General features: G+C 63.2%; 33 protein-coding genes. 19 read left to right on the top strand and 14 right to left on the bottom strand.

Annotated features, from left to right (window positions below):
* Both CN311_RS32865 and CN311_RS03495 read left to right on the top strand, forming a co-directional pair.
* On the top strand, window positions 1-226 hold a 226-nt coding region (locus CN311_RS32865), incomplete at its 5' end, for a hypothetical protein (RefSeq protein ID WP_208866420.1).
* A gap of 26 nt (window positions 227-252) precedes the next feature.
* Window positions 253-684 carry a GlcG/HbpS family heme-binding protein gene (locus CN311_RS03495; RefSeq protein WP_097572013.1) on the top strand — a complete coding sequence of 144 codons (432 nt, stop codon included), beginning with the start codon at window positions 253-255 and terminating at the stop codon, window positions 682-684.
* 2 nt (window positions 685-686) lie between these two features.
* Here the strand turns inward: CN311_RS03495 and CN311_RS03490 are convergent, their stop codons facing one another.
* The 3 genes from CN311_RS03490 to CN311_RS03480 all read right to left on the bottom strand — a co-directional run bounded on the left by CN311_RS03490 (window position 687) and on the right by CN311_RS03480 (window position 2,436).
* Window positions 687-1,088, bottom strand: a complete 402-nt coding sequence (locus CN311_RS03490) for a hypothetical protein (RefSeq protein WP_097572012.1) — start codon at window positions 1,086-1,088, stop codon at window positions 687-689.
* A gap of 263 nt (window positions 1,089-1,351) precedes the next feature.
* Complete coding sequence (gene rpmF, locus CN311_RS03485; RefSeq protein WP_008834724.1) at window positions 1,352-1,534, bottom strand: 50S ribosomal protein L32; 183 nt, start codon at window positions 1,532-1,534, stop codon at window positions 1,352-1,354.
* Between the two features lie 140 nt (window positions 1,535-1,674).
* The gene (locus CN311_RS03480) at window positions 1,675-2,436 is read right to left on the bottom strand and encodes a biosynthetic peptidoglycan transglycosylase (protein WP_097572004.1); all 762 of its coding nucleotides are present in this window, start codon (window positions 2,434-2,436) and stop codon (window positions 1,675-1,677) included.
* Window positions 2,437-2,514: 78 nt separating this feature from the next.
* Between CN311_RS03480 and CN311_RS03475 the strand changes: the two genes are divergently transcribed.
* Window positions 2,515-3,432, top strand: a complete 918-nt coding sequence (locus CN311_RS03475; protein ID WP_097572003.1) for a polyprenyl synthetase family protein — start codon at window positions 2,515-2,517, stop codon at window positions 3,430-3,432.
* 270 nt (window positions 3,433-3,702) lie between these two features.
* Here CN311_RS03475 and CN311_RS03470 read toward each other — a convergent pair whose 3' ends face one another.
* The 5 genes from CN311_RS03470 to CN311_RS03450 all read right to left on the bottom strand — a co-directional run bounded on the left by CN311_RS03470 (window position 3,703) and on the right by CN311_RS03450 (window position 7,704).
* Window positions 3,703-4,479, bottom strand: coding sequence for a class I SAM-dependent methyltransferase (locus tag CN311_RS03470; protein WP_097572002.1), 777 nt, complete (start codon window positions 4,477-4,479; stop codon window positions 3,703-3,705).
* 12 nt (window positions 4,480-4,491) lie between these two features.
* A complete protein-coding gene (locus CN311_RS03465; protein WP_245440712.1) occupies window positions 4,492-5,025 on the bottom strand; it encodes a chloramphenicol phosphotransferase CPT family protein in 534 nt (177 codons plus the stop codon).
* A gap of 43 nt (window positions 5,026-5,068) precedes the next feature.
* The gene (locus tag CN311_RS03460; RefSeq protein WP_097572001.1) at window positions 5,069-5,920 is read right to left on the bottom strand and encodes a lytic transglycosylase domain-containing protein; all 852 of its coding nucleotides are present in this window, start codon (window positions 5,918-5,920) and stop codon (window positions 5,069-5,071) included.
* A 4-nt stretch (window positions 5,921-5,924) separates the two neighbouring features.
* Entirely contained in the window at window positions 5,925-7,178 is a 1,254-nt protein-coding gene (gene ispG / locus CN311_RS03455) for a flavodoxin-dependent (E)-4-hydroxy-3-methylbut-2-enyl-diphosphate synthase (RefSeq protein WP_097572000.1), read from the bottom strand.
* Between the two features lie 346 nt (window positions 7,179-7,524).
* Window positions 7,525-7,704: a YdcH family protein gene (locus CN311_RS03450; RefSeq protein WP_097571999.1), complete on the bottom strand. Its 180-nt coding sequence runs from the start codon at window positions 7,702-7,704 to the stop codon at window positions 7,525-7,527.
* 239 nt (window positions 7,705-7,943) lie between these two features.
* Here CN311_RS03450 and CN311_RS03445 point away from each other — a divergent pair, with 239 nt between their 5' ends.
* On the top strand, window positions 7,944-8,147 hold the full coding sequence (locus tag CN311_RS03445) for a YdcH family protein (protein ID WP_006327868.1): 204 nt from the start codon (window positions 7,944-7,946) through the stop codon (window positions 8,145-8,147).
* A 35-nt stretch (window positions 8,148-8,182) separates the two neighbouring features.
* On the opposite strand, the gene CN311_RS03440 is transcribed toward CN311_RS03445, so the two are convergent.
* A complete protein-coding gene (locus CN311_RS03440; RefSeq protein WP_097571998.1) occupies window positions 8,183-8,983 on the bottom strand; it encodes an IclR family transcriptional regulator in 801 nt (266 codons plus the stop codon).
* A 162-nt stretch (window positions 8,984-9,145) separates the two neighbouring features.
* On the opposite strand from CN311_RS03440, the gene CN311_RS03435 reads away from it, so the two are divergent.
* The 11 genes from CN311_RS03435 (at window position 9,146) to CN311_RS03385 (ending at window position 16,974) form a co-directional block, all read left to right on the top strand.
* Window positions 9,146-9,985 carry a transporter substrate-binding protein gene (locus CN311_RS03435; protein WP_208866422.1) on the top strand — a complete coding sequence of 280 codons (840 nt, stop codon included), beginning with the start codon at window positions 9,146-9,148 and terminating at the stop codon, window positions 9,983-9,985.
* Window positions 9,986-10,062: 77 nt separating this feature from the next.
* Complete coding sequence (locus CN311_RS03430) at window positions 10,063-10,728, top strand: amino acid ABC transporter permease (RefSeq protein ID WP_097571996.1); 666 nt, start codon at window positions 10,063-10,065, stop codon at window positions 10,726-10,728.
* Entirely contained in the window at window positions 10,729-11,379 is a 651-nt protein-coding gene (locus tag CN311_RS03425) for an amino acid ABC transporter permease (protein ID WP_097571995.1), read from the top strand.
* 4 nt (window positions 11,380-11,383) lie between these two features.
* Window positions 11,384-12,172, top strand: a complete 789-nt coding sequence (locus tag CN311_RS03420) for an amino acid ABC transporter ATP-binding protein (RefSeq protein ID WP_097571994.1) — start codon at window positions 11,384-11,386, stop codon at window positions 12,170-12,172.
* Between the two features lie 35 nt (window positions 12,173-12,207).
* Window positions 12,208-12,669, top strand: coding sequence for a RidA family protein (locus tag CN311_RS03415; protein WP_097571993.1), 462 nt, complete (start codon window positions 12,208-12,210; stop codon window positions 12,667-12,669).
* A 25-nt stretch (window positions 12,670-12,694) separates the two neighbouring features.
* Window positions 12,695-13,897 carry an aminotransferase class V-fold PLP-dependent enzyme gene (locus tag CN311_RS03410; RefSeq protein ID WP_097572010.1) on the top strand — a complete coding sequence of 401 codons (1,203 nt, stop codon included), beginning with the start codon at window positions 12,695-12,697 and terminating at the stop codon, window positions 13,895-13,897.
* 103 nt (window positions 13,898-14,000) lie between these two features.
* The gene (gene purE / locus CN311_RS03405; RefSeq protein WP_097571992.1) at window positions 14,001-14,498 is read left to right on the top strand and encodes a 5-(carboxyamino)imidazole ribonucleotide mutase; all 498 of its coding nucleotides are present in this window, start codon (window positions 14,001-14,003) and stop codon (window positions 14,496-14,498) included.
* Window positions 14,495-15,571: a 5-(carboxyamino)imidazole ribonucleotide synthase gene (locus tag CN311_RS03400; protein WP_097571991.1), complete on the top strand. Its 1,077-nt coding sequence runs from the start codon at window positions 14,495-14,497 to the stop codon at window positions 15,569-15,571. Before purE ends, CN311_RS03400 begins: the two co-directional genes overlap by 4 nt.
* Before the next feature lie 177 nt (window positions 15,572-15,748).
* Entirely contained in the window at window positions 15,749-15,874 is a 126-nt protein-coding gene (gene ykgO / locus CN311_RS03395) for a type B 50S ribosomal protein L36 (protein ID WP_006203764.1), read from the top strand.
* Between the two features lie 214 nt (window positions 15,875-16,088).
* Entirely contained in the window at window positions 16,089-16,673 is a 585-nt protein-coding gene (locus tag CN311_RS03390) for a tetratricopeptide repeat protein (RefSeq protein WP_097571990.1), read from the top strand.
* 97 nt (window positions 16,674-16,770) lie between these two features.
* The gene (locus CN311_RS03385; protein WP_097571989.1) at window positions 16,771-16,974 is read left to right on the top strand and encodes a hypothetical protein; all 204 of its coding nucleotides are present in this window, start codon (window positions 16,771-16,773) and stop codon (window positions 16,972-16,974) included.
* A gap of 215 nt (window positions 16,975-17,189) precedes the next feature.
* Here CN311_RS03385 and pyk read toward each other — a convergent pair whose 3' ends face one another.
* Together pyk and CN311_RS03375 are read right to left on the bottom strand one after the other, a co-directional pair.
* Window positions 17,190-18,626, bottom strand: coding sequence for a pyruvate kinase (gene pyk / locus CN311_RS03380; RefSeq protein ID WP_097571988.1), 1,437 nt, complete (start codon window positions 18,624-18,626; stop codon window positions 17,190-17,192).
* The gene (locus tag CN311_RS03375) at window positions 18,623-19,069 is read right to left on the bottom strand and encodes a DUF1036 domain-containing protein (RefSeq protein ID WP_245440713.1); all 447 of its coding nucleotides are present in this window, start codon (window positions 19,067-19,069) and stop codon (window positions 18,623-18,625) included. Before CN311_RS03375 ends, pyk begins: the two co-directional genes overlap by 4 nt.
* A gap of 287 nt (window positions 19,070-19,356) precedes the next feature.
* On the opposite strand from CN311_RS03375, the gene CN311_RS03370 reads away from it, so the two are divergent.
* Window positions 19,357-20,154 carry an N-formylglutamate amidohydrolase gene (locus tag CN311_RS03370; RefSeq protein ID WP_097571986.1) on the top strand — a complete coding sequence of 266 codons (798 nt, stop codon included), beginning with the start codon at window positions 19,357-19,359 and terminating at the stop codon, window positions 20,152-20,154.
* A gap of 26 nt (window positions 20,155-20,180) precedes the next feature.
* Window positions 20,181-20,489 carry a DUF1244 domain-containing protein gene (locus tag CN311_RS03365; protein ID WP_097571985.1) on the top strand — a complete coding sequence of 103 codons (309 nt, stop codon included), beginning with the start codon at window positions 20,181-20,183 and terminating at the stop codon, window positions 20,487-20,489.
* A 21-nt stretch (window positions 20,490-20,510) separates the two neighbouring features.
* Here the strand turns inward: CN311_RS03365 and CN311_RS03360 are convergent, their stop codons facing one another.
* The gene (locus tag CN311_RS03360; RefSeq protein WP_245440711.1) at window positions 20,511-21,359 is read right to left on the bottom strand and encodes a dienelactone hydrolase family protein; all 849 of its coding nucleotides are present in this window, start codon (window positions 21,357-21,359) and stop codon (window positions 20,511-20,513) included.
* 314 nt (window positions 21,360-21,673) lie between these two features.
* On the opposite strand from CN311_RS03360, the gene CN311_RS03350 reads away from it, so the two are divergent.
* Window positions 21,674-22,849 carry an MFS transporter gene (locus tag CN311_RS03350; protein ID WP_097571983.1) on the top strand — a complete coding sequence of 392 codons (1,176 nt, stop codon included), beginning with the start codon at window positions 21,674-21,676 and terminating at the stop codon, window positions 22,847-22,849.
* On the opposite strand, the gene CN311_RS03345 is transcribed toward CN311_RS03350, so the two are convergent.
* Window positions 22,813-23,718, bottom strand: coding sequence for a LysR family transcriptional regulator (locus CN311_RS03345; protein WP_097571982.1), 906 nt, complete (start codon window positions 23,716-23,718; stop codon window positions 22,813-22,815). The genes CN311_RS03350 and CN311_RS03345 overlap by 37 nt on opposite strands.
* A gap of 96 nt (window positions 23,719-23,814) precedes the next feature.
* Between CN311_RS03345 and CN311_RS03340 the strand changes: the two genes are divergently transcribed.
* Window positions 23,815-24,780, top strand: coding sequence for an NAD-dependent epimerase/dehydratase family protein (locus CN311_RS03340; RefSeq protein WP_097571981.1), 966 nt, complete (start codon window positions 23,815-23,817; stop codon window positions 24,778-24,780).
* A gap of 66 nt (window positions 24,781-24,846) precedes the next feature.
* Here CN311_RS03340 and CN311_RS03335 read toward each other — a convergent pair whose 3' ends face one another.
* The gene (locus CN311_RS03335) at window positions 24,847-25,005 is read right to left on the bottom strand and encodes a DUF3309 family protein (RefSeq protein WP_097571980.1); all 159 of its coding nucleotides are present in this window, start codon (window positions 25,003-25,005) and stop codon (window positions 24,847-24,849) included.
* Between the last annotated feature and the right edge of the window lie 39 nt (window positions 25,006-25,044).

Raw genomic sequence — 25,044 nt, 5'->3', positions numbered from 1 at the left:
GCCAATGCGCCGGCTGCGCCGGCAAAGAAACCGGCGCGCGCCAAGAAGAAATAGCCTCACTCGTCTGAACTCCGGCGCAAGTCTGGAAGCGGTGGAAGGCTGCGCCTATTCGGCTTGCGCGAGCCATCGACCCGCTCCAGAATACCACTGCCTTCCATTTCGCTTTCTCACGCAAAGCAATTTCAACCGGAACCGGGATTTTGCATCTCCTGCTCCCGGTCAATGATTGAGGCGTTTCAACAGGAGAATGCCATGACCGCGCTGACGCTCGACACCGCCATCAAGATCATCGAGGCCGCCTTTGCCAAAGGCGCCGAACTCAAGCTCAAGCCGCTCGGCGTTTCCGTCCTTGATGCCGGCGCCCATCTGGTCGCCTTCCAGCGCCAGGATGGCGCCTCGTTCCTGCGTCCGCAAATGTCGGCCGGCAAGGCCTATGGCGCGCTTGCCATCGGCATGGGCTCACGCCGCGCGGAAGCCTTCGCCAAGGAACGCCCGCATCTGATGGCCGGCGTCTCCGACGTGTCGGGCGGGCGCATCCTGCCCGTCGTCGGCGGGGTGCTGATCCGTGACAAATCAGGCGCCATCGTCGGCGCGGTCGGCATTTCCGGCGATACGTCGGACAATGACGAGGCAGCCGCAATCGCCGGCATCGAGGCCGCCGGCTTCACCGCCGACCCGGGCTGAACTCAATTCATGTTGATGTCGCGGCTCGCCGACCGCATCGACACTGAGAAGCCGGCCAGCACATCGATCAGCGCGATGATCGTCAGCGTGAAGAAGACGGAATGCGCCGCGCCCTTCACCAGCAGGAACTCGACCAGAAACGCCACGAAGACGAAGGTCGACAACAGATGGTCCATGATCGAGGCGTTCGTCGTGCGTGTCGCCTTCACCATCTCGACGAAGAAGAAGATCAGCCCGATCAGCACCATCAGGTCGCCAAGGGTCATCGAGAAGACACCGCCCGACATCATGCGGACCGAGAACATCTCTGTCGCCCACGGATCGTCGCCGCCGCCGAAGATTCCCAGAAGCCCGAGATTGTAGAGAACGAAGGGCACGATCAGCAGCGGAATGGCACCGAACATCTGGCGGCTCCGGTTGGACTGCCTTCTGTAGTAGGCGCCCGGCATCCGCCGTCAAGAATTTTCGCATGCGGCCGCGAACACGGACAAAGACGGTCCGAAATAACCATGTCAGCCGAAAGTCATCGATACGGCTGCTGGGATGCCTGGGATTCGTTCGGTGGCAGCTATCTGCGCGCAAACGCAAAAGGACCGGCCAGAGGCCGGTCCTTTTGTAGTCACGAAACCGCGGAAAGCGCTTCTCAGCTTTCCCGGGGAAGCTGGTTTCAGCTTTCCTTGGGCGTCAACACCTGGCGGCCGCGATACATGCCGGTCTTCAGGTCGATATGGTGCGGCCGGCGCATCTCACCGGAATTCTTGTCCTCGACATAGGTCGGGGCCTTGAGGGCGTCGGCCGAGCGGCGCATGCCGCGCTTCGACGGAGAGGTTTTTCGTTTCGGAACGGCCATGGATATGCTCCACTAGATGATCAAAAAGCCCCGGCCGCCCTCGTGTAAAGGGCCGCGTCAGGGGCCGGAATCTGAGAAAGTCGGGTGCCTATACACGCCTGATGCCGTTTTGGCCAGCGCAGCAGCGAATTTTTTTGTCGCTACTGCAGGCAGCCGACATAGGCGCCGGACCGGCCCGCGCGCCGTTCGATCAGCGAGGCCAGCCGTCTCAGCCCCGGACCGGGTTTAGCCGGGTTGCGCGCGATCGGGTTCGGCAAGGTGACGGCAAGCAGCGCCGCCTGTCGTCGCGACAATTGTTTTGCCGAGACGCCGAAATGATGCCGGGCGGCGGCCTCGATGCCATAGATGCCCGGGCCCCATTCGGCGATGTTGAGGTAGATCTCCATGATGCGCCGTTTCGACATCACCGCGTCGAAATAGACGGCCAGCGGCAGTTCGACGACCTTGCGCACCGAGGCCAGCGGCCGCGACCAGAGATAGAGGTTCTTCACCGTCTGCATGGTGATGGTCGAGGCGCCCCGCGTCATCTCACCCGACAGCGCATCGTCGACGACGCCCCTCAATTCGCCAAGATCGATGCCGCGGTGGAAACAGAACTGCCCGTCCTCCGACATGATGACCGAATGCGCCAGCACCGGCGCCACATCGTCGATCGAAACCCAGCGCCGGTCGTAGCCGGAAAGCGTCGCCAGATCCTTCAGCATCAGCGTCGACACGGGATGCACGAACCACGGCAGGTAAAGGAAGGTCAGCACCGCCGGGATCAGCGCCAGCACAAGGACCACGGCAATGCCGCGCCGGGCCCAGCGTTTGAGACCGATGCGGTTGCCGCGTTTCGGTCTACCCGCCATGTCCAACCCTTCGGTTTCGAGATCGACGATCGGTTCCGCCAAGCCGTCCAACCCACGCTACTCCCTGCCCCGGCATAATGGCGCTTGGCTTCTTGCGCAACGTCTGAGTGTCGGCTACCGGTCCCGGCCATGACGAAAGACGACCAAATGCCATTCGAGGCAGTACTTGTCGCACGCGCTGGCCCGCTCGAGGCGCTACTCAGGCGGCTTCTCGACGAACGCCCGTTTTCGGGCGAGATCGCGCGACCTGAGCAGCTGATGGCGGCGATGCGCCACGGCGTGTTGAACGGCGGCAAGCGCCTGCGGCCCTTCCTGGTCCTGGAAAGTGCCGCGCTGTTTTCCACCGACAGCGAGGCGGCGCTGCGGGTGGCGGCGGCGCTCGAATGCGTGCATTGTTATTCGCTGATCCATGACGACCTGCCGGCCATGGATGACGACGATTTGCGCCGTGGCCAGCCGACCGTGCACAAGGCCTTCGACGAGGCGACCGCCATCCTCGCCGGCGACGCCTTGCTGACGCTTGCCTTCGACATCATCGCCGATGAGGCGACAGCGCTGCCGGCGGAGCGCAGGGCAGCTCTGGTGCTGGCGCTGGCCCGCGCCGCCGGGGCCGGCGGCATGGTTGGCGGCCAGACGCTCGACCTCGAAGCCGAGCATATCAGGCCGGACGAAGCCGGCATCATCCGGCTGCAGGCGATGAAGACCGGTGCGCTGATCCGCTTCGCCTGCGAGGCGGGTGCAATCATTGCCGGCGCGCCGCCGGCCGACCGCGAAAGACTGGCCGAGTTCGGTTCGGCGATCGGACTGGCCTTTCAGCTCGCCGACGACCTGCTCGACCTGACGGCGGACGCCAGCCAGATGGGCAAGGCCACCGGCAAGGATGCCGCCGCCGGCAAGGCGACGCTGGTGGCGCTGCACGGCGCCAACTGGGCGCGGGGCCAGCTCAACGGGCTGGTCGAGCAGGCGCATGCGCTGCTTGAGCCCTATGGCGAAGAGGCCGGCCTTTTGAGGGAAGCGGCCAAATTCGTGGCGACTCGCAATAACTGAGTTTCGAAGGTCGCGTCTTTCCAAAGGTATCTGAAAACAGCTGGCAAAATTCCACCCAATAATAGTCAGCCGGACATCCATCCGTCGAATTGACCTCCCTCGAAGGCAAACATAGGTTCCGCGTCATCCGATCGGCGGGGGGCGCCTTCGGGAACCTGTGCATCTCGCGCAAAATTGCGCAGGGGTTTTGCGCGAGATGCATAAAACAGAAGCGCGTCACATAAATCCGTTCAAACGCGACTCGCTTTAAACTTGCTGGAATCTTACGTCCTACGCGCGGTGCCTGGCGAAGCGTTTGCTAACGTCTTCGAGCAGCCGGCCGATCGGAATGATCTCCGGCGAGGCTGGGCCAAATGGCCCGCCCCGCCAGCTGCCAAGCCACTCTTCGACGACCAGTCCGCTCTGCTCCATCATCCCCTCAAGGTTTTCCCTTGTCGGAAACGCTATTTTCGATTCGGCGCTCAGCATCCGCCGCCCGCCGTCGGGGATTTCATAATAGGTCGAGTAGGTGACGATGCCGCTGGCGGGGTCGCGCCGGAAATCGTTCCACGCTTTTGTCGTGCCCAGCCCGGGATGCTCCAGTTCCCGTTCGGACCGTTCCGGCGTCCATTCAAGCCATTCCTCCGCCGCGGGATTTCGCGTGTCGAAGATAAAACGGCCGCCGGGAGCAAGATGCGCGGCGATCGTGCCGAGCACCGCCTCCTGATCTTTCGATGTGAGGAACACCTGGAAGGCGTGTCCGGTCAAAAGGACAAGGTCGAAACGCCGCCCGAGCCTGACCTTGCGCGCATCGGCTTCGACCCAGTCGACGCTCTCGCCACCAGCTCTGCGGCGCGCGATATCGAGCATCGCCGGCGCCGGATCGACACCGGTCACGCTGCGCTGGCGGGCGAGCGCGGTGGCCAGTTGTCCGGTGCCACAACCGAGATCGAGAACCGAGCCGGCATCCTTGGCAAAGTTGATGCAATAGTCGAAGTCCACGCCGCCTTCGTTCTCGATATCGTAGAACTGGACGAGGTCGGGATCGCTGTACAGACGGTCGGTCACGGTAGGCCTGGTTTAGAGCTCGAACTTTTCCTGGATGCGACGGGCACACTCCAACGGCGTCAGCGTGCTGGTATCGACTTCGAGATCGTAGTCGATACCCTTGTGCACGCGGTCATACTGCCAGCGCGCCTGTCCCGGCAAGCGGTCGGCCCGCTGGCTCTCGCGGGCCTCGAGGACATCGAGCGGAGCGAAGACGCCGACCAGGTGAAGATCGAACTTCGACAGCAGTTCTAGATACTCCGGCATCTCGCCGTGGCAAAGCACATCGTCGACGATGAGGTTGTTGCCTTGTTCCGCCATTGCGGCAATGGCGTGCCGCATGCCACGCAAGGTTCGCGCACCGATCGGTCCGGTGCTGATCACGACCTGCGGCTTGTCGTCCTTCCCTACAGTTTCATAAGAGAAGCCGTCGGCATGGTCCTGAAGGGCTTTCGGCAGCATCTCGACGAATATATCCATCTGAACATGTAGAAAGGGCTCGGCGGTCATCGTTTGGAGAGACTTGGCGATCGAGCTTTTGCCCGCGCTGCCGACGCCATTGAGCACAACGATTTTGGCTGTCACGTCCAAGCGCCTCTTGCCGGTACCCCTACCGGTTTCGCACCACAACGCACGCGCCGCCCACGCTTTGCAGTTTCTGGCAGATATTGTCGGCCTTGGCTTTGGTGTCGGCGCCGATCCGCACCGCATAGATGCCGCGCCGGCCGATCGGGGTGCGCACCCGGCTGACCACTGGATTGCTGCCGCCGAGCAAGGCCGGAAACCGGCGCTTCACACTGCTCCATTGGCTGAGCGCCGCGCCGCGGCGGAAATTGCCGGCCACCTGCACACCCCAAGGCTTGACGTTGATCGAGGCCATGGCCACCGTTCTGGACATGATCACCGGCAGCGTGCGGCAGGCGACCGCAAAGTTCGCTTTCTTGTCGAGCGGCCGGACGATGCCGGCATAGGCGGTGTCGGTGAACCTGTCGGCCGGCTCGCCCATGACGTCCAGGACGTAGTTTTCGGTTTCCATCGGCAGGAAGCCGCCGGATTTCAGCCAGCGCGACACCCGGGTTTCGCCGGCATTGTAGGCGGCGGCGGCGAGCCCCAGATTGCCGAAGTCGGTTTTCAGTTCGGCGAGATATTTCGCCGAGGCCGGGATGGCCTGCTCGATATCGAAGGAATTGGCGAGACCGCGCATCTTGGCGGTGCCCGGCATGAACTGGGCAATGCCTTCGGCGCCGACCGGACTGACCGCATTGGGATCGAAGCGGCTTTCCTTCCAGATCAGCCGGGCAAAGAAATCCTCAGGCAGGCCGTTCTGGTTGGCATGGGCCTCGATCAGGTTGCAGACCCGGTCGATCAGGCGCTGCTTGGCGGGGCGCGGCGGATCGGCGTGGACGGCAGTTGCCCAGCCCAGCCCGGCAAGCAAGACCAGCATCGCCCGGGGGAAATGCATCGGCCTACTCCGCCGCGGCTTTGCCGTGTTGCCCGAACCGCTGCTCGATATAGTCGGCGACCATCTTCTCGAAATCGGCGGCAATCGACGGCCCGCGCAGCGTTGCCGCTTTCCTGCCGTCGACGAATACTGGCGCCGTCGGCGTCTCGCCCGTGCCGGGCAGCGAAATGCCGATATCGGCATGCTTGGATTCGCCGGGGCCATTGACGATGCAGCCCATCACCGCGACCTTCAGGTTCTCGACGCCGGGATATTTCTCCCGCCACACCGGCATGTTCTTCCTGAGATCGGCCTGGATGTTCTGGGCGAGTTCCTGGAACACGGTCGAAGTGGTGCGCCCACAACCGGGACAGGCGGCGACGATCGGCACGAACTGCCGGAAGCCCATGGTCTGCAGCAGTTCCTGCGACACCTGCACCTCGCGGGTGCGGTCGCCATTCGGTTCCGGCGTCAGCGAGATGCGGATGGTGTCACCAATGCCTTGCTGCAAAAGGATGCCCATCGCGGCGGACGAGGCGACGATGCCTTTCGAGCCCATGCCGGCCTCGGTCAGACCGAGATGAAGTGCGTGGTTGGAGCGGGTCGCGAGCTCGGTATAGACGGCGATCAGGTCCTGCACGCCGCTGACCTTGGCCGACAGGATGATCTTGTCACGGCCAAGGCCGATCTCCTCGGCCATCTCGGCCGACAGAATGGCCGACTGCACGATCGCCTCGCGCGTCACTTCCTGCGCGGTCAGCGGAAAGCCCTGGGCCTGGTTGTCGTTCATCAGCCGGGTCAGCAGTTCCTGGTCGAGCGAACCCCAGTTGACGCCGATGCGCACCGGCTTGTCGTATTTGATCGCCATCTCGACGATGTCAGTGAACTGCCGGTCCTTCTTGTCCTTGAAGCCGACATTGCCGGGGTTGATGCGGTATTTCGCCAAAGCCTCCGCGCAGGCCGGATGGTCGGCGAGCAGCTTGTGGCCGATATAGTGGAAATCGCCGACCAGCGGCACGTTGATGCCGAGCCGGGCAAGCCGGTCGCGAATGGCTGGCACAGCGGCGGCGCTCTCGTCACGGTCGACGGTGATGCGCACGATCTCGGAGCCGGCGCGATGCAGCGCGGCAACCTGGGCGACCGTCTGGTCGACATCGGCGGTGTCGGTGTTGGTCATCGACTGCACGACGACAGGGGCGCTCCCGCCGACCATCACGCCGCCGACATCGACACCGACCGATGTGCGGCGCGCAAAGGGAGAGGAAAAATATCCGGTCATGCCGGCTGCCTTTTATTTCCGGGGCGACGCGCGTCCACTTAGACGCACAAAGTACGCTCCAACGCTTTTAATCTGCGCAACGTGCTTTTCCGAAAACCGGGTCCGGCTTTCGGGCCGATGCGAAGGTCCGGGCATGAGGTGGAGGAGCAAGGATGGCTTGTCAATGGCGACAGGCAGGCAGACCTAGCAAATCCATAACGGAAGGCGGCGGCAAACACCGTCGATGTCGCCAGTGGCAGGAGCCATGATGTTTAGAGGTTAAAACAGAACACCACTCCCGGCAGCATGGCTGCCACCGGAAGGATGGTCGCGCGCCGAAAGCGGCGCAGCTAGTCCTGGAAGAGCGTCAGTGCGTCGTCGGTTTCGCCCTCAGTTTTTCAATCTCGTCCTTGATTGCCAACTTGCGCCGCTTCAGATTCACGATTTCGAGGTCGTCGACCGATGGATGGTTCATCGCATCGTCGAGTTCACGCTCGATGTCGCCGTGTTTCCGCTGCAACTCATCAAGATGGGATGCAAGAGACATGATTGGTTCTCCCTTTCATGGTTTCCTCGATTGCAGCCGCCAAGGCGCGTCCACCGCAGGCTCGCATCTGTGACGGCACAATGACAGTCTGCCACCATCGGGCATCGATGTCGAATGCTACGTGGTAGCATTCCACGACAATGTGAAATGTGGTAAGGGCTGCGCGCCGGTGGCAAAATATGCCGCCCCCGCCCAAATCAAGCCCATTTTGGGCGTCGCAGACGTGCAGACGGTAGGTAATGTCCGAACAGGAACAGGCTGATATCCGCCTCGAATATTCTCGGCTGAAGCAGGAACACGCCGATTTCGACGCCGCCATCAACGCGATGATCGCCATGAGTTGCGACCCGCTGCAGATCCAGCGCATGAAGAAGAAGAAGCTCTTCCTGAAGGATAGGCTGATGGCGCTGGAAGACCGGATCATCCCCGATATCATTGCGTGAGCAAGGCCGCCGGCGGCGCCTCGATGGAAGCCGGATCACGAGATCGACAGGCTGGCCGCACGCCGCCGCAGCAAGGCAATGAGCTCGCCGGTCTTTGCTTCCGATGTGTCTATCGGCACCACCAGGCACATCGTCGCCTCCACCTTGCCAGGCGCCGAGAAGACCGGTGCGGCCAGGCATTTCGTGTAGGCATCGACCAGCCCCGACGTGATGCAATGGCCGGTCGCCTTGGCGGTGGCGATGTCGGCTATGAAATCGTCGAGCCGCAATCTGCGGCCGTCCGGCAGAACGAGGTCGTCTTCGGACACCATGTCTTCGATCGCGGCCCTTTCGAAACCGGCCAGCAGCAGACGCCCCGAAGCGGTCCAGGGAAGCGGGATCTGCAAGCCGGTGGCCGAGCTGATGCGGAACGGCCTGGTGCCCGGACTGGAGTGGACGATCGTGTAGCGGCCGCTTTGCAGCATGCACAATTCCGAGGTCTCGCCCGTCTCGCGCGACAGATTGTCGACCTCCTGGCGGCCTCTCCTGAGCAGGTCGTTGCCCCTGACATAGTCCATTCCGTAGAGATAGAGCTTCTTGCCGAAATAGACCCGGTTGCCGTCGCCGGCCATTTCCAGCAGGCCAGCATCGACGAGTTCGCGCACCAGCGTGTAGGTCGTCGAACGGGGCGCATTCACGCCCTTGGCGAGGTCGCCGATGCCGACCGCGCGCTGGGTCGTGTGCAGGAACTCCAGGATATGGAGCACCCGGTTGAGACCCTTCTCGCGAGAGCCGGAGAGCCTGTCCCCGTCCGGACCAGTATCCAGCCGAGCCGCCAAGGCATTGCCATCTTGCATTGTCGATTCCCGATGTTAGTATCTGTCTTGTACAGGATACATGTGTCTTTTGTAAGAGACAAATTCTTACCTGACCCATGTGCCTGCAAAGGGGAACACAACACGAAAAAGGAGGTCGCCGTGAACGATACATCCAAGAGACGTGATTTTCTGAAACTGGGAATGGCGGGACTGGCTACGGCCGGCGTCATAGGCGCGGCGGCAACGGTCGATGCCCAGAAGGCGGCCGCGCAGGCGGCGCCTGACAGTCTGCTGCGCACCGTTCTCGATCGCGGCAAACTGATCGTCGGCACCGGCAGCACCAACGCGCCCTGGCACTTCGAAAACGACGCCGGCGAACTCGTCGGCATGGACATCACCATGGGACGCATTCTTGCCAAGGGTCTCTTCGACGATCCGACCAAGGTCGAGTTCGTCATGCAGGATCCGGCGCAGCGCATTCCCAACGTCACCACCAACAAGGTCGACATCACCATCCAGTTCATGACCATGACCGCGCAGCGCTCGCAGCTCATCAACTTCTCCAGACCTTATTACGTTGAAGGTGTGGCGCTACTGACCCTGCCGACCGCCGAGAACAAGACTTTCGACAAGCTGCTCGCCGGTGGTTCGGCAACACGGATTTCCATCCTGCAGAATGTCGATGCCGAGCAAAATGTGCATCTCGTCCTGCCGGAGTCGCAGGTGATGCAGATCGACACCCAGGCCAACGTGCTGCAGGCGCTGGAATCGAAGCGCGCCGATGCGGCCGCCGTCGATCTGTCGACGGTGCGCTGGCTCGCCTCGCGCAATCCGGACAAATATTTCGACGCCGGCAAGAGCTGGTTCTCGATGCTATACGGTGCAGCACTGCGGCAAGGCGATCCCGACTGGCTGGCCTTCGTCAATACAGCCTTCGCAACGGCAATGTTCGGTCATGAAACGGCGCTCTACGACGCCGCGTTCAAGGACTATTTCGGGTTGGAGCCACCGGCGCGCCATCCCGGCTTCCCGGTCATCTGATACAGCCGGCGGAAGGGCGGCAATCGGCGCCCCTCCGCCGCTTTCTCCCCGATGGCCCTTGGCACTGAGGAGGACGCATGGGCTATGCCCTCAATTTCAACCTGATCTGGCGGCATTTCGACAAGCTCTGGGGCGGGCTGCTGCTCAGCCTCGAACTCGCGGTGATCTCGATCGCCATCGGCATCGTCATCGGGCTGGTTCTAGCGGTCTGGTACGTTTCGGCCGGGCGCGTGGTGCGGGCCGTCATCGCCGCCTATGTCGAGTTCATCCGCAACGTGCCGCTGATCCTGCTTGTCTATCTCGTCTTCTACGGCCTGCCGACCGTGGTTGACATCGCCTACTCCGCGCAGACCTCATTCATCGCCACGCTGTCGCTCTATAGCGGCGCCTATCTGGTCGAGGTGTTTCGCTCGGGGCTCGAAGCCGTTCCGCGCGGCCAGATCGACGCCGGCAAGGCAATCGGCCTGACGCCCTGGCAAAGGCTCATCCACGTGCGGCTGCCGACGATGCTGCGCATCACGCTGCCGGCGCTCTCCAACACCTTCATATCGCTGTTCAAGGACACGTCGGTCGCCTCGGTCATCTCGGTTCCCGAACTCACCTACGGCGCCCAGTGGATCAACTTCAACACGTTCCGGATCGTGGAGGTCTACCTCGTGGTGACGGCCATGTATCTGCTGACGGGCTACGCGCTGCTTTTCGGGCTGCGGCTCGTCGAGCGCCGGTTCAGGGCGGCACGCTAGATGCTCGGCCAGATCCTCTACGCCTTGCCTTTCCTGGCCCAGGGTTTCGCCCTGACGCTCTGGGTCTCGCTGCTGGTCGTGGTGCTGTCTCTCATCGCCGGCGTATTGATGGGCGTCGGCCTTGTCTACGGTCCGGCTCCGCTGCGCTGGGCGGTGCGCATTTTCAGCGACACCATCCGCGGCATCCCGATCCTGGTGCTCATCTTCTTCGTCTATTACGGCCTGCCTGCCGTCGGCGTCCATTTGCAGTCCTTCTGGGCGGCCGTGCTGGCGCTCACTCTGTTCAAGACAGCGCAGGTCGTCGAGTATCTCAGGGGCGCTGTCGCCTCCATTCCGAAAGGGCAATCCGAAGCGGCGATGGCGATCGGCCTGACCTTTCGCCAGCGCCTGGCCTATGTCATCTTCCCGCAAGCGTTCAGGCGCTTCCTGCCGCCATGGATCAATGGCGTCACCGATGCGGTAAAGGGCAGTGCGCTGGTCTCGCTGCTCGGCATCACCGACCTGATGCAGGCCATCAACCAGGTCATCGGCCGCACCTATGAGGCAATGCCGCTCTACATATTCGGCGCGCTCGTCTACTTCGCGGTCAACTACGCCCTTTCGCTTGCCAGCCGGCGGCTGGAGCGGCGTTTCTCCTTCATCCGGGAATAGCAAGATGTCCGCAAACGCCAATGCCGCCCTGCTCGATGTACGCGATGTCTCCAAGGCCTTCGGCACCGTCGAGGTGCTGCGTGCCGTCAGCCTCGAGGTGAAGCGCGGCGAGGTGGTGTCGGTCATCGGGCCATCCGGCAGCGGCAAGACCACGCTGCTGCGCTGCGTCAATTTCCTCGAGAGCTATGACAGCGGCTCCATCCGCATCGACGGCAAGGAGGTCGGCTACCGCGAGGCCGGAGCACGCCAGCGCCGCAGCGAGCGCGACCTGGCGGCGATGCGCGCCGAGACCGGCATGGTGTTCCAGAGCTTCAACCTGTTCCCGCATCTGACGGCGGCCGGCAACATCATGCTCGGCCTGCGCAAGGTGCGTGGCAAGAGCGACGCCGAGGCCCGCCAGATCGCCGAGCACTGGCTTGGCCGGGTCGGCCTCGCCCACAAGGCCGACAGCCTGCCGGCTGAGCTTTCCGGCGGCCAGCAGCAGCGCGTCGGCATTGCCCGCGCCGTGGCGATGGAACCGAAGATCCTGCTTCTCGACGAGATAACCTCCGCGCTCGATCCCGAGCTCGTCGGCGAGGTGCTCGCGGTGGTGCGCAGCTTGGCCGAGGACGGCATGACGATGCTGATGGTCACGCATGAAATGGCCTTTGCGCGCGATGCCTCAAGCCGCATCGTCTTCATGGCGGATGGCAGCGTCAGCGCTGCCGGGCCGCCCGCCGAGATTCTGGGGGCGGAGATCGAGAACGAACGCCTTCGCAACTTCCTGGCACGGTTCCGCGCCTCGCATTTCTGACACCGGGCAGCGAAAGCTGTCGCAAGGAGCTTTTTATGACGCCTTACATCCGGCTCGCCGAGCTGGGCCTGACGCTGCCCGAGCCGCCGACACCCATCGCCAACTTCGTCACCCATGCCGAGAGCGGACGGCTGATCTTCCTTTCCGGCCAGGGTCCGTTGCGCGCCGATGGCACGCTTTTTACCGGCAAGGTGGGTGACGACGTCACCGTGGAGGAGGCCTATGCGCATGCCCGTCTCACCGGCCTGAACCTGCTCGCCGTCATGCACGCTGCGGCTGGTGACCTCGGCCGCATCGTGCGCATCGTCAAGCTGCTTGGTTTCGTCAATGCGATCCCGACCTTCAGCGACCACCCGAAAGTGGTGAACGGCTGCTCCGATCTTTTCGCCGACGTCTTCGATAGCATCGGCGGGCATGCCCGTTCGGCGATCGGCGTCGGCTCCTTGCCGGGCAACATCACAGTCGAAATCGAAGCGGTCGTCGAGATCGCCGCCTGAATTTTCACCCATGGATACGCAAACGATGAAAACCTATTCCGCAAACGGCTCCAACACGACAATCCGCGAACGGCTCGGCCTTCGCCCGATCATCAATGTGTCCGGTACGATGACGTCGCTCGGCGCCTCGATCATCGTTCCGGAAGCGATCAGCGCGATGGCGGAAATCGCCTCGCAATGGGTGGAGATGGACGACCTGCAACGTGCCGCAAGCACGGTGGTCGCGCGGCTCACCGGCGGCGAGGCCGGCTTCATAACCGCTTGCTGCGCCAGCGGCATCACCATGGCGATTGCCGGCGCCATGACCGGCACCAACCTGCTGGCGATCGAGCGGCTGCCGGACGACACGGAAGGGCTAAAGTCGGAGGTCGTCATCCAGCTCGGCCATATCGTCAACTACGGCGCGCCGATCGACCAGTCGGTCCGAGTGGCTGGGGCGAAAGTCGTTCCGGCCGGCACGGTCAGCGTCACCCAGGACTATCACGTGCGCGAGGCGATCAACGACCGCACCGCGGCGGCACTTTACGTCGTCGCGCATCACACCGTGCAATACGGCATGCTGTCGTTGGAGGAATTCTGCGAGATCTGCCACGCCAGGAATGTTCCGGTGATCGTCGACGCCGCCTCGGAGTATGATCTGCGCGGCTTCCTCGCGCGCGGCGCCGATATCGTCATCTACAGCGGCCACAAATTCCTCTCAGGCCCGACCAGCGGTATCGTCACCGGGCGCAAGGATCTGGTGCGCGCCGCCTATCTCCAGAACCGTGGCGTTGCGCGGGCCATGAAGGTCGGCAAGGAAAGCATCGCAGGCACCATGGCCGCGCTCGAAGCCTGGGAAAAGCGCGACCATGCCGGCATCCGGCAGCGGGAGGAAGCGGCGCTCAACCTGTGGAAGGACGCCTTGCAAGGCATTGCCGGAATTGGCGCCGAGATCATCCCCGATCCGACCGCCAACCCGCTCGATCGCCTGCAGGTCTTCGTCCAGCCGGAAAGCGGCTTCAGCGCCGCCGGCCTCGCCTCGGCGCTGGCCGCCGGCTCGCCGCCCGTCATCGTGCGCAACCACGAGGTCGAACGCGGCCACTTCTTCCTCGACCCCTGCAACCTTCATCCGGGCGAAGCGGAGATCGTCGCCGAGCGCATGCGGGCGGTGCTCAGCGCCGAGCGTCCCGCCGAGGCCATGAAACAGCCTCGCAAGGTGTCGTCCGGCGCCTTGCGCTGGCCGGATTAGAGAACGGTGGCACCGTGCGGCCGAATGCTGCGCGGAGGCACGCATCCTTGCCGTCGATCCCGAATTCCGCTAATGCGCGCCTTTGTCGCCGGGGAGCAGAGGCTTGAACGATCAACGCGCCGACGTCGCCATCATCATGGGCAGCCAGTCCGACTGGGCGACGATGCGCCACGCCGCCGAAACACTCGAGGCGCTGCGCATTCCGCACAAGCGGCTGATTGTCTCGGCCCATCGCACCCCCGATCGGCTCTATGATTTCGCCAAGGGCGCCAAGGCGGCCGGTTTTCGGGTGATCATCGCCGGCGCCGGCGGTGCGGCGCATCTGCCCGGCATGACGGCGGCGATGACGCCGCTGCCGGTTTTCGGCGTGCCGGTGGAATCGAAGGCGCTGTCCGGACAGGACTCGCTGCTTTCAATCGTGCAGATGCCGGCCGGCATTCCGGTCGGCACGCTGGCCATCGGCAAGGCGGGCGCCACCAATGCCGCCCTTCTCGCCGCAGCCGTGCTGGCGCTGAACGACGAAAAACTGGCTGACCGGCTGGATAGCTGGCGCGCCGCCCAGACCGCCAAGGTCGCAGCCGAGCCCACGGACGCGCCGTGAGCCTGCCCGCGGGATCGACCATCGGCATCATCGGCGGCGGCCAGCTCGGCCGCATGCTGGCCATGGCCGCGGCCCGCCTCGGCTACCGCACTGTGGTGCTGGAGCCGCAAGCGAATTGCCCGGCCGCCCAACTCGCCAACCGGCAGATCGTTGCCGCCTATGACGATACGGCAGCACTAGCCGAACTGGCGGCAGCCAGCGCCGTCGTCACCTATGAGTTCGAGAACGTGCCGGTCGTGGCCGCCAAGGCACTTGCCGCAACGGTGCCGGTCTATCCACCGGCGCGCGCCCTGGAAGTGGCGCAGGATCGGGTGGCGGAAAAGCAATTCCTCAAGGGCATCGGCATCCAGACCGCCGATTTCAGCCCCGTCGACACGGACGAGGAACTGACGGCGGCACTGAAAAAATTCGACGGCAGCGGCATTTTGAAGACGCGGCGCATGGGCTATGACGGCAAGGGCCAGCGCGTCTTCCGCAACATGGAAACGGGCGGCTTCGCCGGCACCTGCGAGGCGATGGGCAATGTGCCGCTGATCCTGGAGTCCTTCGTCGCCTTCGAGCGCGAAATCTCGGTGATCGCCGCGCGTGGGCTGGACGGTTCGCTCACCGCCTACGATCCGGCCGAGAACGTCCATCGCGACGGCATCCTGCATACGTCCACCCTGCCGGCCGCGATCACCTCCGAAACCGCTGCGGCGGCACAGGCGGCGGCGGCAAGGATACTGGCGTCGCTGGACTATGTCGGCGTCATCGGCGTCGAGTTCTTTGTCCTTGCCGACGGTTCATTGCTGGCCAACGAGATCGCGCCACGCGTCCACAATTCCGGCCACTGGACGGAAGCCGCCTGCATCGTCTCGCAATTCGAGCAGCATATTCGCGCCGTAGCCGGCCTGCCGCTCGGAAATCCGGGCCGCCATTTCGACTGCGTGATGGAGAATTTGATCGGCGACGATGTCTTGCGCGTTCCGGCCCTGCTCGCCGAGCCCGATCTGATGTTGCATCTCTATGGCAAGGCCGAGGCGCGGCCGGGCCGCAAGATGGGCCATTTCACGCGGACCAGCCGCCGCGGCTGAATATTGCCGAACGTCGTCGCTGCAATACCCGCCACACCGGCTTCATCTATGAAGCATGCTTGCGGTTGACATGGGCAAGGCTCCTCGTCTATGAGCCACGCACAAGTCTTGAGGCGCGTCTTCTGGCGCGCCTTTATAATTCGGCCCGGGACCGGGCCTACACCAACGGGCAAGACCATGAAGATCAAGAATTCGCTCAAGGCGCTGAAGGCGCGTCATCGCGACAACCAGCTGGTTCGCCGCAAGGGCCGCATCTACATCATCAACAAGACCGCTCCGCGCTACAAGGCGCGCCAGGGCTGAGCCTAGTAGCGCGGCCTCGCGCCGCGCGCATATGATGTTACCGCATCGACCCGAAAATCGGAATCGATTTTCGGAAAGTACGATGGGGAGAATTTAAAGTGTTAGAGCGTCCTTTACGCGTCCAAAAGGACGCGTGGCGCTCTAATGCCGGCATGCCGGCCCTTTCACGCTAAATTCAGTTTGACGATCCGCCGTCCGGGGTTAGATTTCGGCGATGCGGATTCGTTTTGCATTTCTCGCGGCCCTTTTTGTTTTCGGTTCGATCTCGCTTCCGGCTCAAGCGGAAGGCCCGGCCACTCCTCCAGTTGTCACGACCAAAGAGGCAAGGCTCGACCAACTGTTTGTCGACCTGAAGCGCGAGCGCAACGAAAAAGCCGCCGAGCGCATTGCCGGCCGCATCTGGAGCGAATGGTCCCAGTCCGGCAGCGCCTCCATCGACCTGATGATGCAATGGTCGCAAAAGGCCATCGAAAACCAGAAGTTCGACGTGGCGCTCGATTTCCTCGATCAGGTGGTGACCTTGCAGCCGACCTATGCCGAAGGCTGGAACCGGCGCGCCACCGCGCACTTCATGATGAAGAATTTTGGGAAATCGATGTCGGACATCGACCATACGCTGCGGCTCGAGCCACGCCATTTCGGCGCGCTCTCCGGCCTGGCGCAGATCATGGCCGCGACCGGCCACAAGCAGTCCGCGCTGGAAGCCTGGCAGCGCGTGCTCACCATCTATCCGATGATGCGCAGCGCCCAGGATCAGGTCGCCACGCTTTCGGAGGAGCTTGCCGGCGAAGGCATTTGATGCCGGTGGGACAGCGCCGCTTTATCGGTTATCCTGGCCGCATTTCTGCGACGCCAGACGATTCCACCGACTGCAAAATACCCAGACCGAGGCAACCATGATTGCAGCCTACATCGACGAGTTCATAATGTTCTGCGCCGGCCTGTGGATGTCCGGCGTAGGCTATAGATTCCTCCGGATGCCGAACCAGCCCCAGGCCAGCCAACAGACTTGGCTGGCACGCCTTCCCGGTCATTTCAAATGGATGGGACCGCTCTTGCTGATAATCTCGATCGTGCTCGCCGTCGCTTCGCCTGCCTGACGCGGCCGCAGGCGGGGCGCCTGCTCACTTCGTCGCTTGCGCACATCGTTGCCCAAAATCGCTGCGCGCTTGGGCGGCGGCGTGCATGGCTAACGCAATTCCAGGAAAAGTGTGAGACGGTTTTCCCGGGAAAAGCGCATAGCGCTTTCCCTAGGGAATTGCGCACAAACAAAGAGATAGAGCGGTTCGGCGTTTCCGTGAAACGATGAACCGCTCTAGCGGCTGGCCTGCGCCTCCGACCCGATATAGGCGATGCGCAGCATGTTGGTGGAACCCGGCGTTCGCAACGGCACGCCGGCGGTGACGATGACGCGATCGCCCGGCTTGCCGAACCCTTCGTCCAGAGCGATACGGCAGGCGCGGTCGACCATGTCGTCGAGGTCGATGGCATCGGGCGAGACAACGCAATGCGTGCCCCACAACAGCGATAGCCGCCGCGCCGTATTGACGATCGGCGACAGTGCTACGATTGGCACCTGCGGCCGCTCGCGCGCGGCGCGCAGACCGGTCGTGCCGGACGCCGTGTAGGTGATGATCGCTGACAGTTTGAGCGTCTCGGCGATTTCGCGGGCGGCGAGCGAGATGGCATCGGCGCCGGTCGCTTCCGGCTGCGAGCGCTGCGCATTGATGATGCCGGCATAGGTCGGATCGGTTTCGACCTTGGTGGCGATCCGATTCATCATCGCCACCGCCTCGACCGGATAGGCGCCAGCGGCGGACTCGGCCGACAGCATGATGGCGTCGGCGCCTTCGAACACAGCGATCGAGACGTCGGACACTTCGGCGCGGGTCGGCACCGGCGCGGTGATCATCGATTCCAGCATCTGCGTGGCGACCACCACCGGCTTGCCGGCGCGGCGCGCGGCGCGCGTGATCTGCTTCTGGATGCCGGGCACCGCCTCAAGCGGCATCTCGACGCCGAGATCGCCGCGGGCGACCATCAGCGCATCCGAAAGGTCGATGATCTCGGCCAGCCGGGCGACGGCTTGCGGCTTTTCGATCTTGGCCATGATCAGCGCCCGGCCACGGGCGATCTTGCGCGCCTCCGCCAGATCCTCCGGCCGCTGCACGAACGACAGCGCGATCCAGTCGACGCCGGTGGTCAGCACGGCATCGAGGTCCTTGCGGTCCTTTTCGGTCAGCGCCCCGACCGGCAGGTCGGTGTCGGGCAGGCTGACGCCCTTCTTGTCGGAAATGGTGGTGCCGGCAACAACGGTGCAGACGATCGCCTTGCCGTTGCTCTTCACCGCCTTCAATTCGAGCTTGCCGTCATCGATCAAAAGACGGTGACCGGCTTCGACCGAGCTTAGGATTTCGGGATGCGGCAGATAGACCCTTGTCGAGGTGCCGGACTCGGGATTGTCGTCGAGCGTGAAGGTCTGGCCAGGCTTCAGCACCTCCTTGCCATTGGCGAATTTGCCGACGCGCAGCTTCGGCCCTTGCAGGTCGGCGAGGATGCCGATCGGCCGGCCGACCGCTTTCTCGACGTTGCGGATGCGGCCGACAAGTGTCCGCATCAATTCATGATCGGTATGGCTCATATTGATGCGGAACACATCGGCGCCAGCTTCGAAGAGCTTCTTCAGCATTTCCTCAGAAGAGGAGGCCGGACCGATGGTGGCGAGGATCTTGACCTTGCGGCTGCGTCTCATTGACTGTTTGTTCCCGGGGTGGCTGGAGCGCCTCCCGTTGCGGGATCATCGGTAAGCTGGACCATCCAGCTTGCCTGTTCACCCGTATCGTATTCCTGGAATCCGGCGCGCTGAAAGCCCCGGGCGACGCAATCGGTAACGCCGGCGATCTTGAACTCTTTTTCGGCCACGCACATGTTGATCGGGCCATCCCAGCGTCCGCCGCGCTCGGCGTCTTCTGCATAAAGATAGTAAAACCTTGATGACAGCGGCCCTTCGATCAGCGTCTTGCAACTCGACCCTTCGATGTGCCACCAGCCCTCGGTGATCCAGCCGGCCTTGGCGCGGTAGCCGATGCCGACGCCGACCAGGTTCTGCGTGGCGTTGCAGACGCGGAAATCGGCGCGCGCCGGCGAGGCGGCAACCAGCGCCAACAGGCCGATTGCAAGGCTCAGGAGCGGCATGGCGAAGGCGCAGCGCACGCGCGGCCTGCCGGCGGAACCCATCCTGAAACCCCTCAAGAACCACATTTGCATCTCTCAACGCCCCTTTTCGGAAAAGTCCGGGCGCATGTCAACGCGCCCTTTTGCCCAATTCCAATCGATTTAGAAACGCCCCGGCGCAGCGTCTGCCACCCTCTGCCAGATTTCCGGGGAAACCTTGGCCAAACAACGGCATTGCGCGGGCGTCCTCTTCGTGAAATGACGATACCATCCTCCCCGGAAGCCAGCGAACAGACCATTTCCCGCCAATGACCCGATCCACAGTTTTCGCGCCGTTCGATATTGTCGAGGGCGACCGCAAGCGAGGCATCGTGCTCTTGGCCGACCATGCCCGCCGCGACCTGCCGCAAGAGTATGGCAGCCTCGGCCTGCCGGCGGCGGAGTTCGACCGCCATATCGCCTATGACATCGGTGTCGAGATGGTGACGCGCGAACTGGCGGCCCTGCTCGGCGCGCCGGCGGTGCTCGCCAATTTTTCGCGGCTGCTGATCGATCCCAATCGTGGCGAGGACGACCCGACGCTGATCCGCCAGCTCTATGACGGCACCGTCGTGCCGGGAAACTATCCCATTGCCCGGGAAGAGCGCGAGAAGCGGCTCGACCGCTTCTACCGGCCCTATCACGACGCGGTCGGCGCTATGATCGCTTCGGTGGCGCAGGCTTCCACACATGCGCCTTTCATCTTCTCGGTGCATTCCTTCACCCCGGCCATGCAGGGCTTTGTGCGCCCATGGCATGTCGGCATCCTGTGGGATCGCGACGACCGGGTGGCCCGGCCGCTGATCGACATGCTGGCGGCCGACAAGGGCCTCGTCGTCGGCGACAACGAACCCTATGACGGCGCGCTTCGCGGCGACACCATGTTCAGGCATGCGATCGTCAACGGCTTTGCCCATGCGCTGATCGAGATCCGCCAGGACCTGATCGCCGACCGCAAGGGCTCGCTGGCATGGGCCGAACGGCTGGCGCCGATCGTTGACGCAATCGACCGCCGTCCCGATATACATCAGGTGAAAATGTTCGGCTCGCGCACCGGGCCGCTGTGACGGAAGCCCAAGGAGGCCGACAAGCCATGACCGAACTCAGCGACGAGCAGAGACGTGATTTCGAGGCCGCCGCCTTCCGCCGGCTGGTCGCGCATCTGCGCGAGCGCGGCGACGTTCAGAACATCGATCTGATGAATCTCGCCGGCTTCTGCCGCAACTGCCTGTCGAACTGGTATCGCGAGGCGGCGCAAGCCGAGGGCGTCGACCTCGGCAAGGAGCAGTCGCGCGAGATCATCTACGGCATGCCCTACGCCGAATGGCAGGCGCTCAACCAAACCGTCGCCTCCGACGCCAAGAAGGCGGAATTCGAGGCAAGACGCCCCCGGGATCATTAGGTCAGCGGACGACGCACTGACTTAGTCCCCGAAGACTCTTCGTAAAAAGACGCGGACGTCGCTTATGGATTGATCGGCCGCAGCCGCATTGTACTCCAGCCGGTGGCCGTAGGCCTCGATGCCGGTCTTGAATTCCGGGGTGTCGAATGCATGGCGAGCACCGGAGTAGACGTCGAGTTGCACGGGGCTTCCCTTGCCGCTGCGTTGCGTCATCATCTTCCGGCATTTTTGGGCGGGGCTCCAATCGTCAAGCTCACCGGCAAGGATTAAGGTCGGGACAGCCATGTCGCCATTCGCTGCCGAACAAATCGGATAGTAGGCAATCGCAGCCTTGAACTGGCGCTCCATAAGCTGCTCGGCGCCACCAAGTTGCACGGCCTCGAGCGTTGCGATCCCGCCAGCGGAGAACCCCATCAGCGCTATGCGCTGCGGGTCGACAAAACTGTATTTCGACAGGAACTCCAGAGCGCCATAGGCGTCATATACGCGATCAACGAAGAGGCCATGGCAGGTATCGTGAATGCCGCGCGTGCTGAAGCTGTCGACAACGAGTACAGCGTAGCCCCAGGAAGACAGCCGCTCGGGCCAGGTTTCCTTTACACTCGGGAGTATCCCCGCGCACCCGTGGAGGACTACTATGGCAGGAAACGGCCCGTTGCCCTGAGGTCGCGTTAGATACCCCTTCAGCATTGTGCCGGGAGAAGCTTTGAGCACTTGCCCGTTTCGTTGCGCATTGCGCTCCTGAAACGGCGTTGGCTTCACAGCTGCGCTTTCAAATTGTACCAGCTGGTCAGCGCCTGCATGCGCAGTATAGAGACAGGCAGCAGTGCCAAGGTAGGTGAACCAAATAGCTTTCTTGAGCAGTCCCAAAGGTTTTCTCCGCCACTGCGCGGCTCAGGGAATGACCGTCACCTTTTCGAATGATGGGCTGTTTCGTTCTCATAATCCACAACTTGCGTGATCGTGATCCTATTGTGATCTCCTTCAGAGATCTCGTGGCCTTCAAGCAGATCCGATTGGGTTCAGCTTCGCTCTCGACGCATGCTGCGCTTTTGCCAGCAAAGCTCCATGACGGCGCCTCGTGGCGCGGCCTGGCCCAGCTCCTTTCGGTTGGTAGCGCTTGACTGCAAATTGAATCGATCTAATTTGCGCCGCGAGGCCATTTTCAGACCGGATTCCACGCGATGCACGCGCAAGAAATCATGCAGACCGCCATTCGCGGGCGGTGGGCCGTGGCGGCCATCTTCCTCGCCAACGGCTTCCTGACCGGAAGCTGGGCGCCGCAGATTCCGGTGTTCCTGACCCGGCTCGACATTTCGAAGTTCACGCTCGGCCTGCTGATCCTCTTGTTCGGCGCCGGCGCCGTCGCTGCGATGAGCTGGTGCGGACACTTGATCTCAAGGCATGGTTCGCGCACCGTGCTGCGCTGGTTCGGCCTGTGCGGCAGCTTCGGCCTGCTGGCAGTGGCGCTGGCCCCCAATGTGCCTTTGGCGGCCATCGCCATGTTCATCTTCGGCGGCTCGATCGGCGGCATGGACGTCGCCATGAATGCCGATGCGGTGGTGGTGGAGCGGCGTCTGTCACGCGCCATCATGTCGTCGTCGCACGGCTTCTGGAGCCTTGGCGGTTTCGCCGGCGGCGCCCTCGGTGGGTTCGCCATCCAGAACTATGGCCATCTCGCCCACGCAAGCGTAGTGACGGCGCTGGCCTTTGCAGCGATCGCGGTGGCGATCCGCTACCTGATCGCCGAGGACAGGCCGCAGGCTGCCGAGCATCGCAAATTCGCGCTGCCTGGAAATCCGCTGGTCTATCTGATCGGACTGATGGCGCTGCTGACAATGATATCCGAGGGCGCGGTGCTGGACTGGGCGGCGCTCTATCTCCAACAGGAACTCGGCGCCGACCTTGCCATCGCCGGCCTGGCTTACGCCGCCTTTTCCGGCATCATGGCCGTCATGCGTTTCTTTGGTGACGGCGTGCGCAACCGATTCGGCGCGGTGATGACGCTGCGCATCTCGGCGCTTGCCGCCGCTGCCGGCATGCTGGTGGCCGGATTGGCGCCCTCGCCCTTCATCGCCATCGCGGCTTTTGCCTTTTGCGGCCTCGGCATCGCCAACATGGTGCCGATCCTGTTTTCGGCCGGCGGCAACCAGGAAGGCATGTCGTCGGGCACCGGCATGAGCGTCGTCACCACAATGGGTTACTCAGGCATTCTGGTGGCGCCATCGGCGATCGGCTTCGTCGCCGAGCATTCGAGTTTCGGCCCGATCTTCGTCGCGCTGTCGGGGCTCTTGATCGTCGTCCTGTTGATGGCAGGCCTCGCTCACCGCGCCGAATTCGCGCCAGCCCCAGCCGAATAGCGTTTCAGCTCCTCGTAGAGAAAATCCGCGACGCGGCGGATGCGAACGCTGGTACGCACGTCGCGGTGCATCGCCAGCCACACCGGCAGCACCGGCAGGGGCAGGTCGGGCAGCAATTTCACCACCGCTGGGTCACCGTCGACCAGCGGCTCCTGGCCGAGACCGATGCCGTTTCCCGCCCGAACCGCCTCCCACAAAACGATCTGGTTGTCCGTCCTGAAGCGGAAACTGCTCCGGGTGACCGGGATGCCATACTGGGTGAAGCCTCTGATGATGTCGTCGCTGCGATCGAACCCGACCAAATCGTGATCGACAAGGTCGGTGGTCTTCAGCGGGCGGCCGCGCCTGTCGAGATACGATCCGGCCGCGCAGGCGCAGAGTGGAATATCGCAGACCTTGCGCGCCATCAGCTCATTCTGCGCCGGCTTGACCATGCGGATGGCGATGTCGGCATCCCGACGCAGCAGGTTTTCGACCTGGTTGGAAGCAACGATCTCGACCTCGATGCCGGGCTCCTCGATCCCCAGTCGCATCGTCATCTCGGGCAGCACATAGGCCGCCACCACCTCGCTGGCGGCAATGCGCACCGTCCCTTCGATGGCCTCGACCGAACCCAGCGCCAGCAGTGAGAAGGCGGTTGCCTGCTCGCTGACCGCCTTGCCGCGTTCGAACAGCGTGCTGCCGGCTTCCGTCAGTTCATAGCCGCGCCGCCCACGACGGAACAGCGTGACGCCCAGGGCCTGTTCGAGCTCGCTGATGTGACGGCCAAGCGTCGGCTGACTTGCCGAGAGCTTTCGCGCGGCAGCCGACAGGCTGCCGGTTTCCGCCACGGTGACGAAGCTCTTGATCAGGTTCCAGTCGATATCCATTCAATAATGAATATCAGATCGCCAATCTCAGTCAATTTTCATTCATCCGGAAAGGCATCACATTGGACTCCTAAACGCAAACAACGGAGACGAACAATGACCAAGATCGCGATCCTCGGCGCCAATGGCCGGCTCGGCCGCGTGGTGGCCAGGGCCTTCATCGACGCCGGCTACGACGTGCGCACTGCTACCCGCAGCGGCAAGGTGCCGGCCGAACTCAAGAGCGCCACGGCCGTCGCCGGCGATGGGCTCGACCGCGAATCGGTGATCCGCGCCACCGAAGGCGTCGACATCATCTTCAACGGCCTCAACCCGATCTACACCGAATGGGGCAAGTGCCTGCCGATGGCCGAGAATGTCATGGCCGCCTGCCGGGCGAACGGCGCCCTGCACCTCGCTCCAGGCAATGTCTACAATTACGGATCGCCGATGCCGGCGGCGATCGGCGAAGACACGCCGTTCCATCCGACAACCGAAAAGGGCCGCATCCGCGTGGCCATGGAAGACCTCTTTCGCCGCGAGGCCGAGGCCGGCCGGGTGCGCACCATTCTTCTAAGGGCCGGTGATTTCTTCGGCGGCACCGGCACCGGATCGTGGTTCGACCTGATCGTCGCCGCCAAGATGAACAAGGGTGTCTACACAGCGCCCGGGCCAGTCGACCTTGTGCATGAATGGGCCTACCTGCCTGACCTGGCCCGGGCATTCGTCGGGCTGGCGCGGAATCTGGACAAGCTCGGCTCCTACGAGGCGCTGAACTTTCCGGGCCATGCCGTAACCGATCTGGAGATCAGGGCGGCGTCGGAAAGGGCGTTGGGACGCACGCTGAAGCTGACTTCGATGCCGTGGTGGGTGCTGCGCGCCGGCAGCCCTTTCGTGGCGATGTGGCGCGAGATCGTCTCGATGTCCTATCTGCGCTTCGAACCGCACCGGCTTGTTTCCACCCGGCTCGAAGGCATCATCGGCAAGGTCCCGCACACGCCATTGGACAAGGCCGTCGCCGAAGCGCTTTTCGATATCGGCATTTTGCCCATAGCGGACGCAGGCGAACAAAAGGCTGCCTGACGGGATACCGACGAAGGCGCCGGACCTCCTCCAATAGGACGCGCGTTGCCGGGCCTGCGCTTCGGCTCAGATCCTGCCCATCAGCAGCAGGATCAGAAGCACCACCAGGATGACGCCGACGATACCGGACGGCCCATAGCCCCAGGCGCGCGAATGGGGCCATGCCGGCACCGCTCCGATCAGGATGAGGATCAGGATGATGATGAGAATGGTGGTGATCGGCATGAGAAGTCCCTCGCCTTGATATGCAGATGTAAAGGGACA

It is taken from the genome of Mesorhizobium sanjuanii (assembly GCF_002529485.1).
Lineage (GTDB): Bacteria > Pseudomonadota > Alphaproteobacteria > Rhizobiales > Rhizobiaceae > Mesorhizobium > Mesorhizobium sanjuanii.
This window is presented reverse-complemented; position numbering and strand designations above follow the sequence as displayed.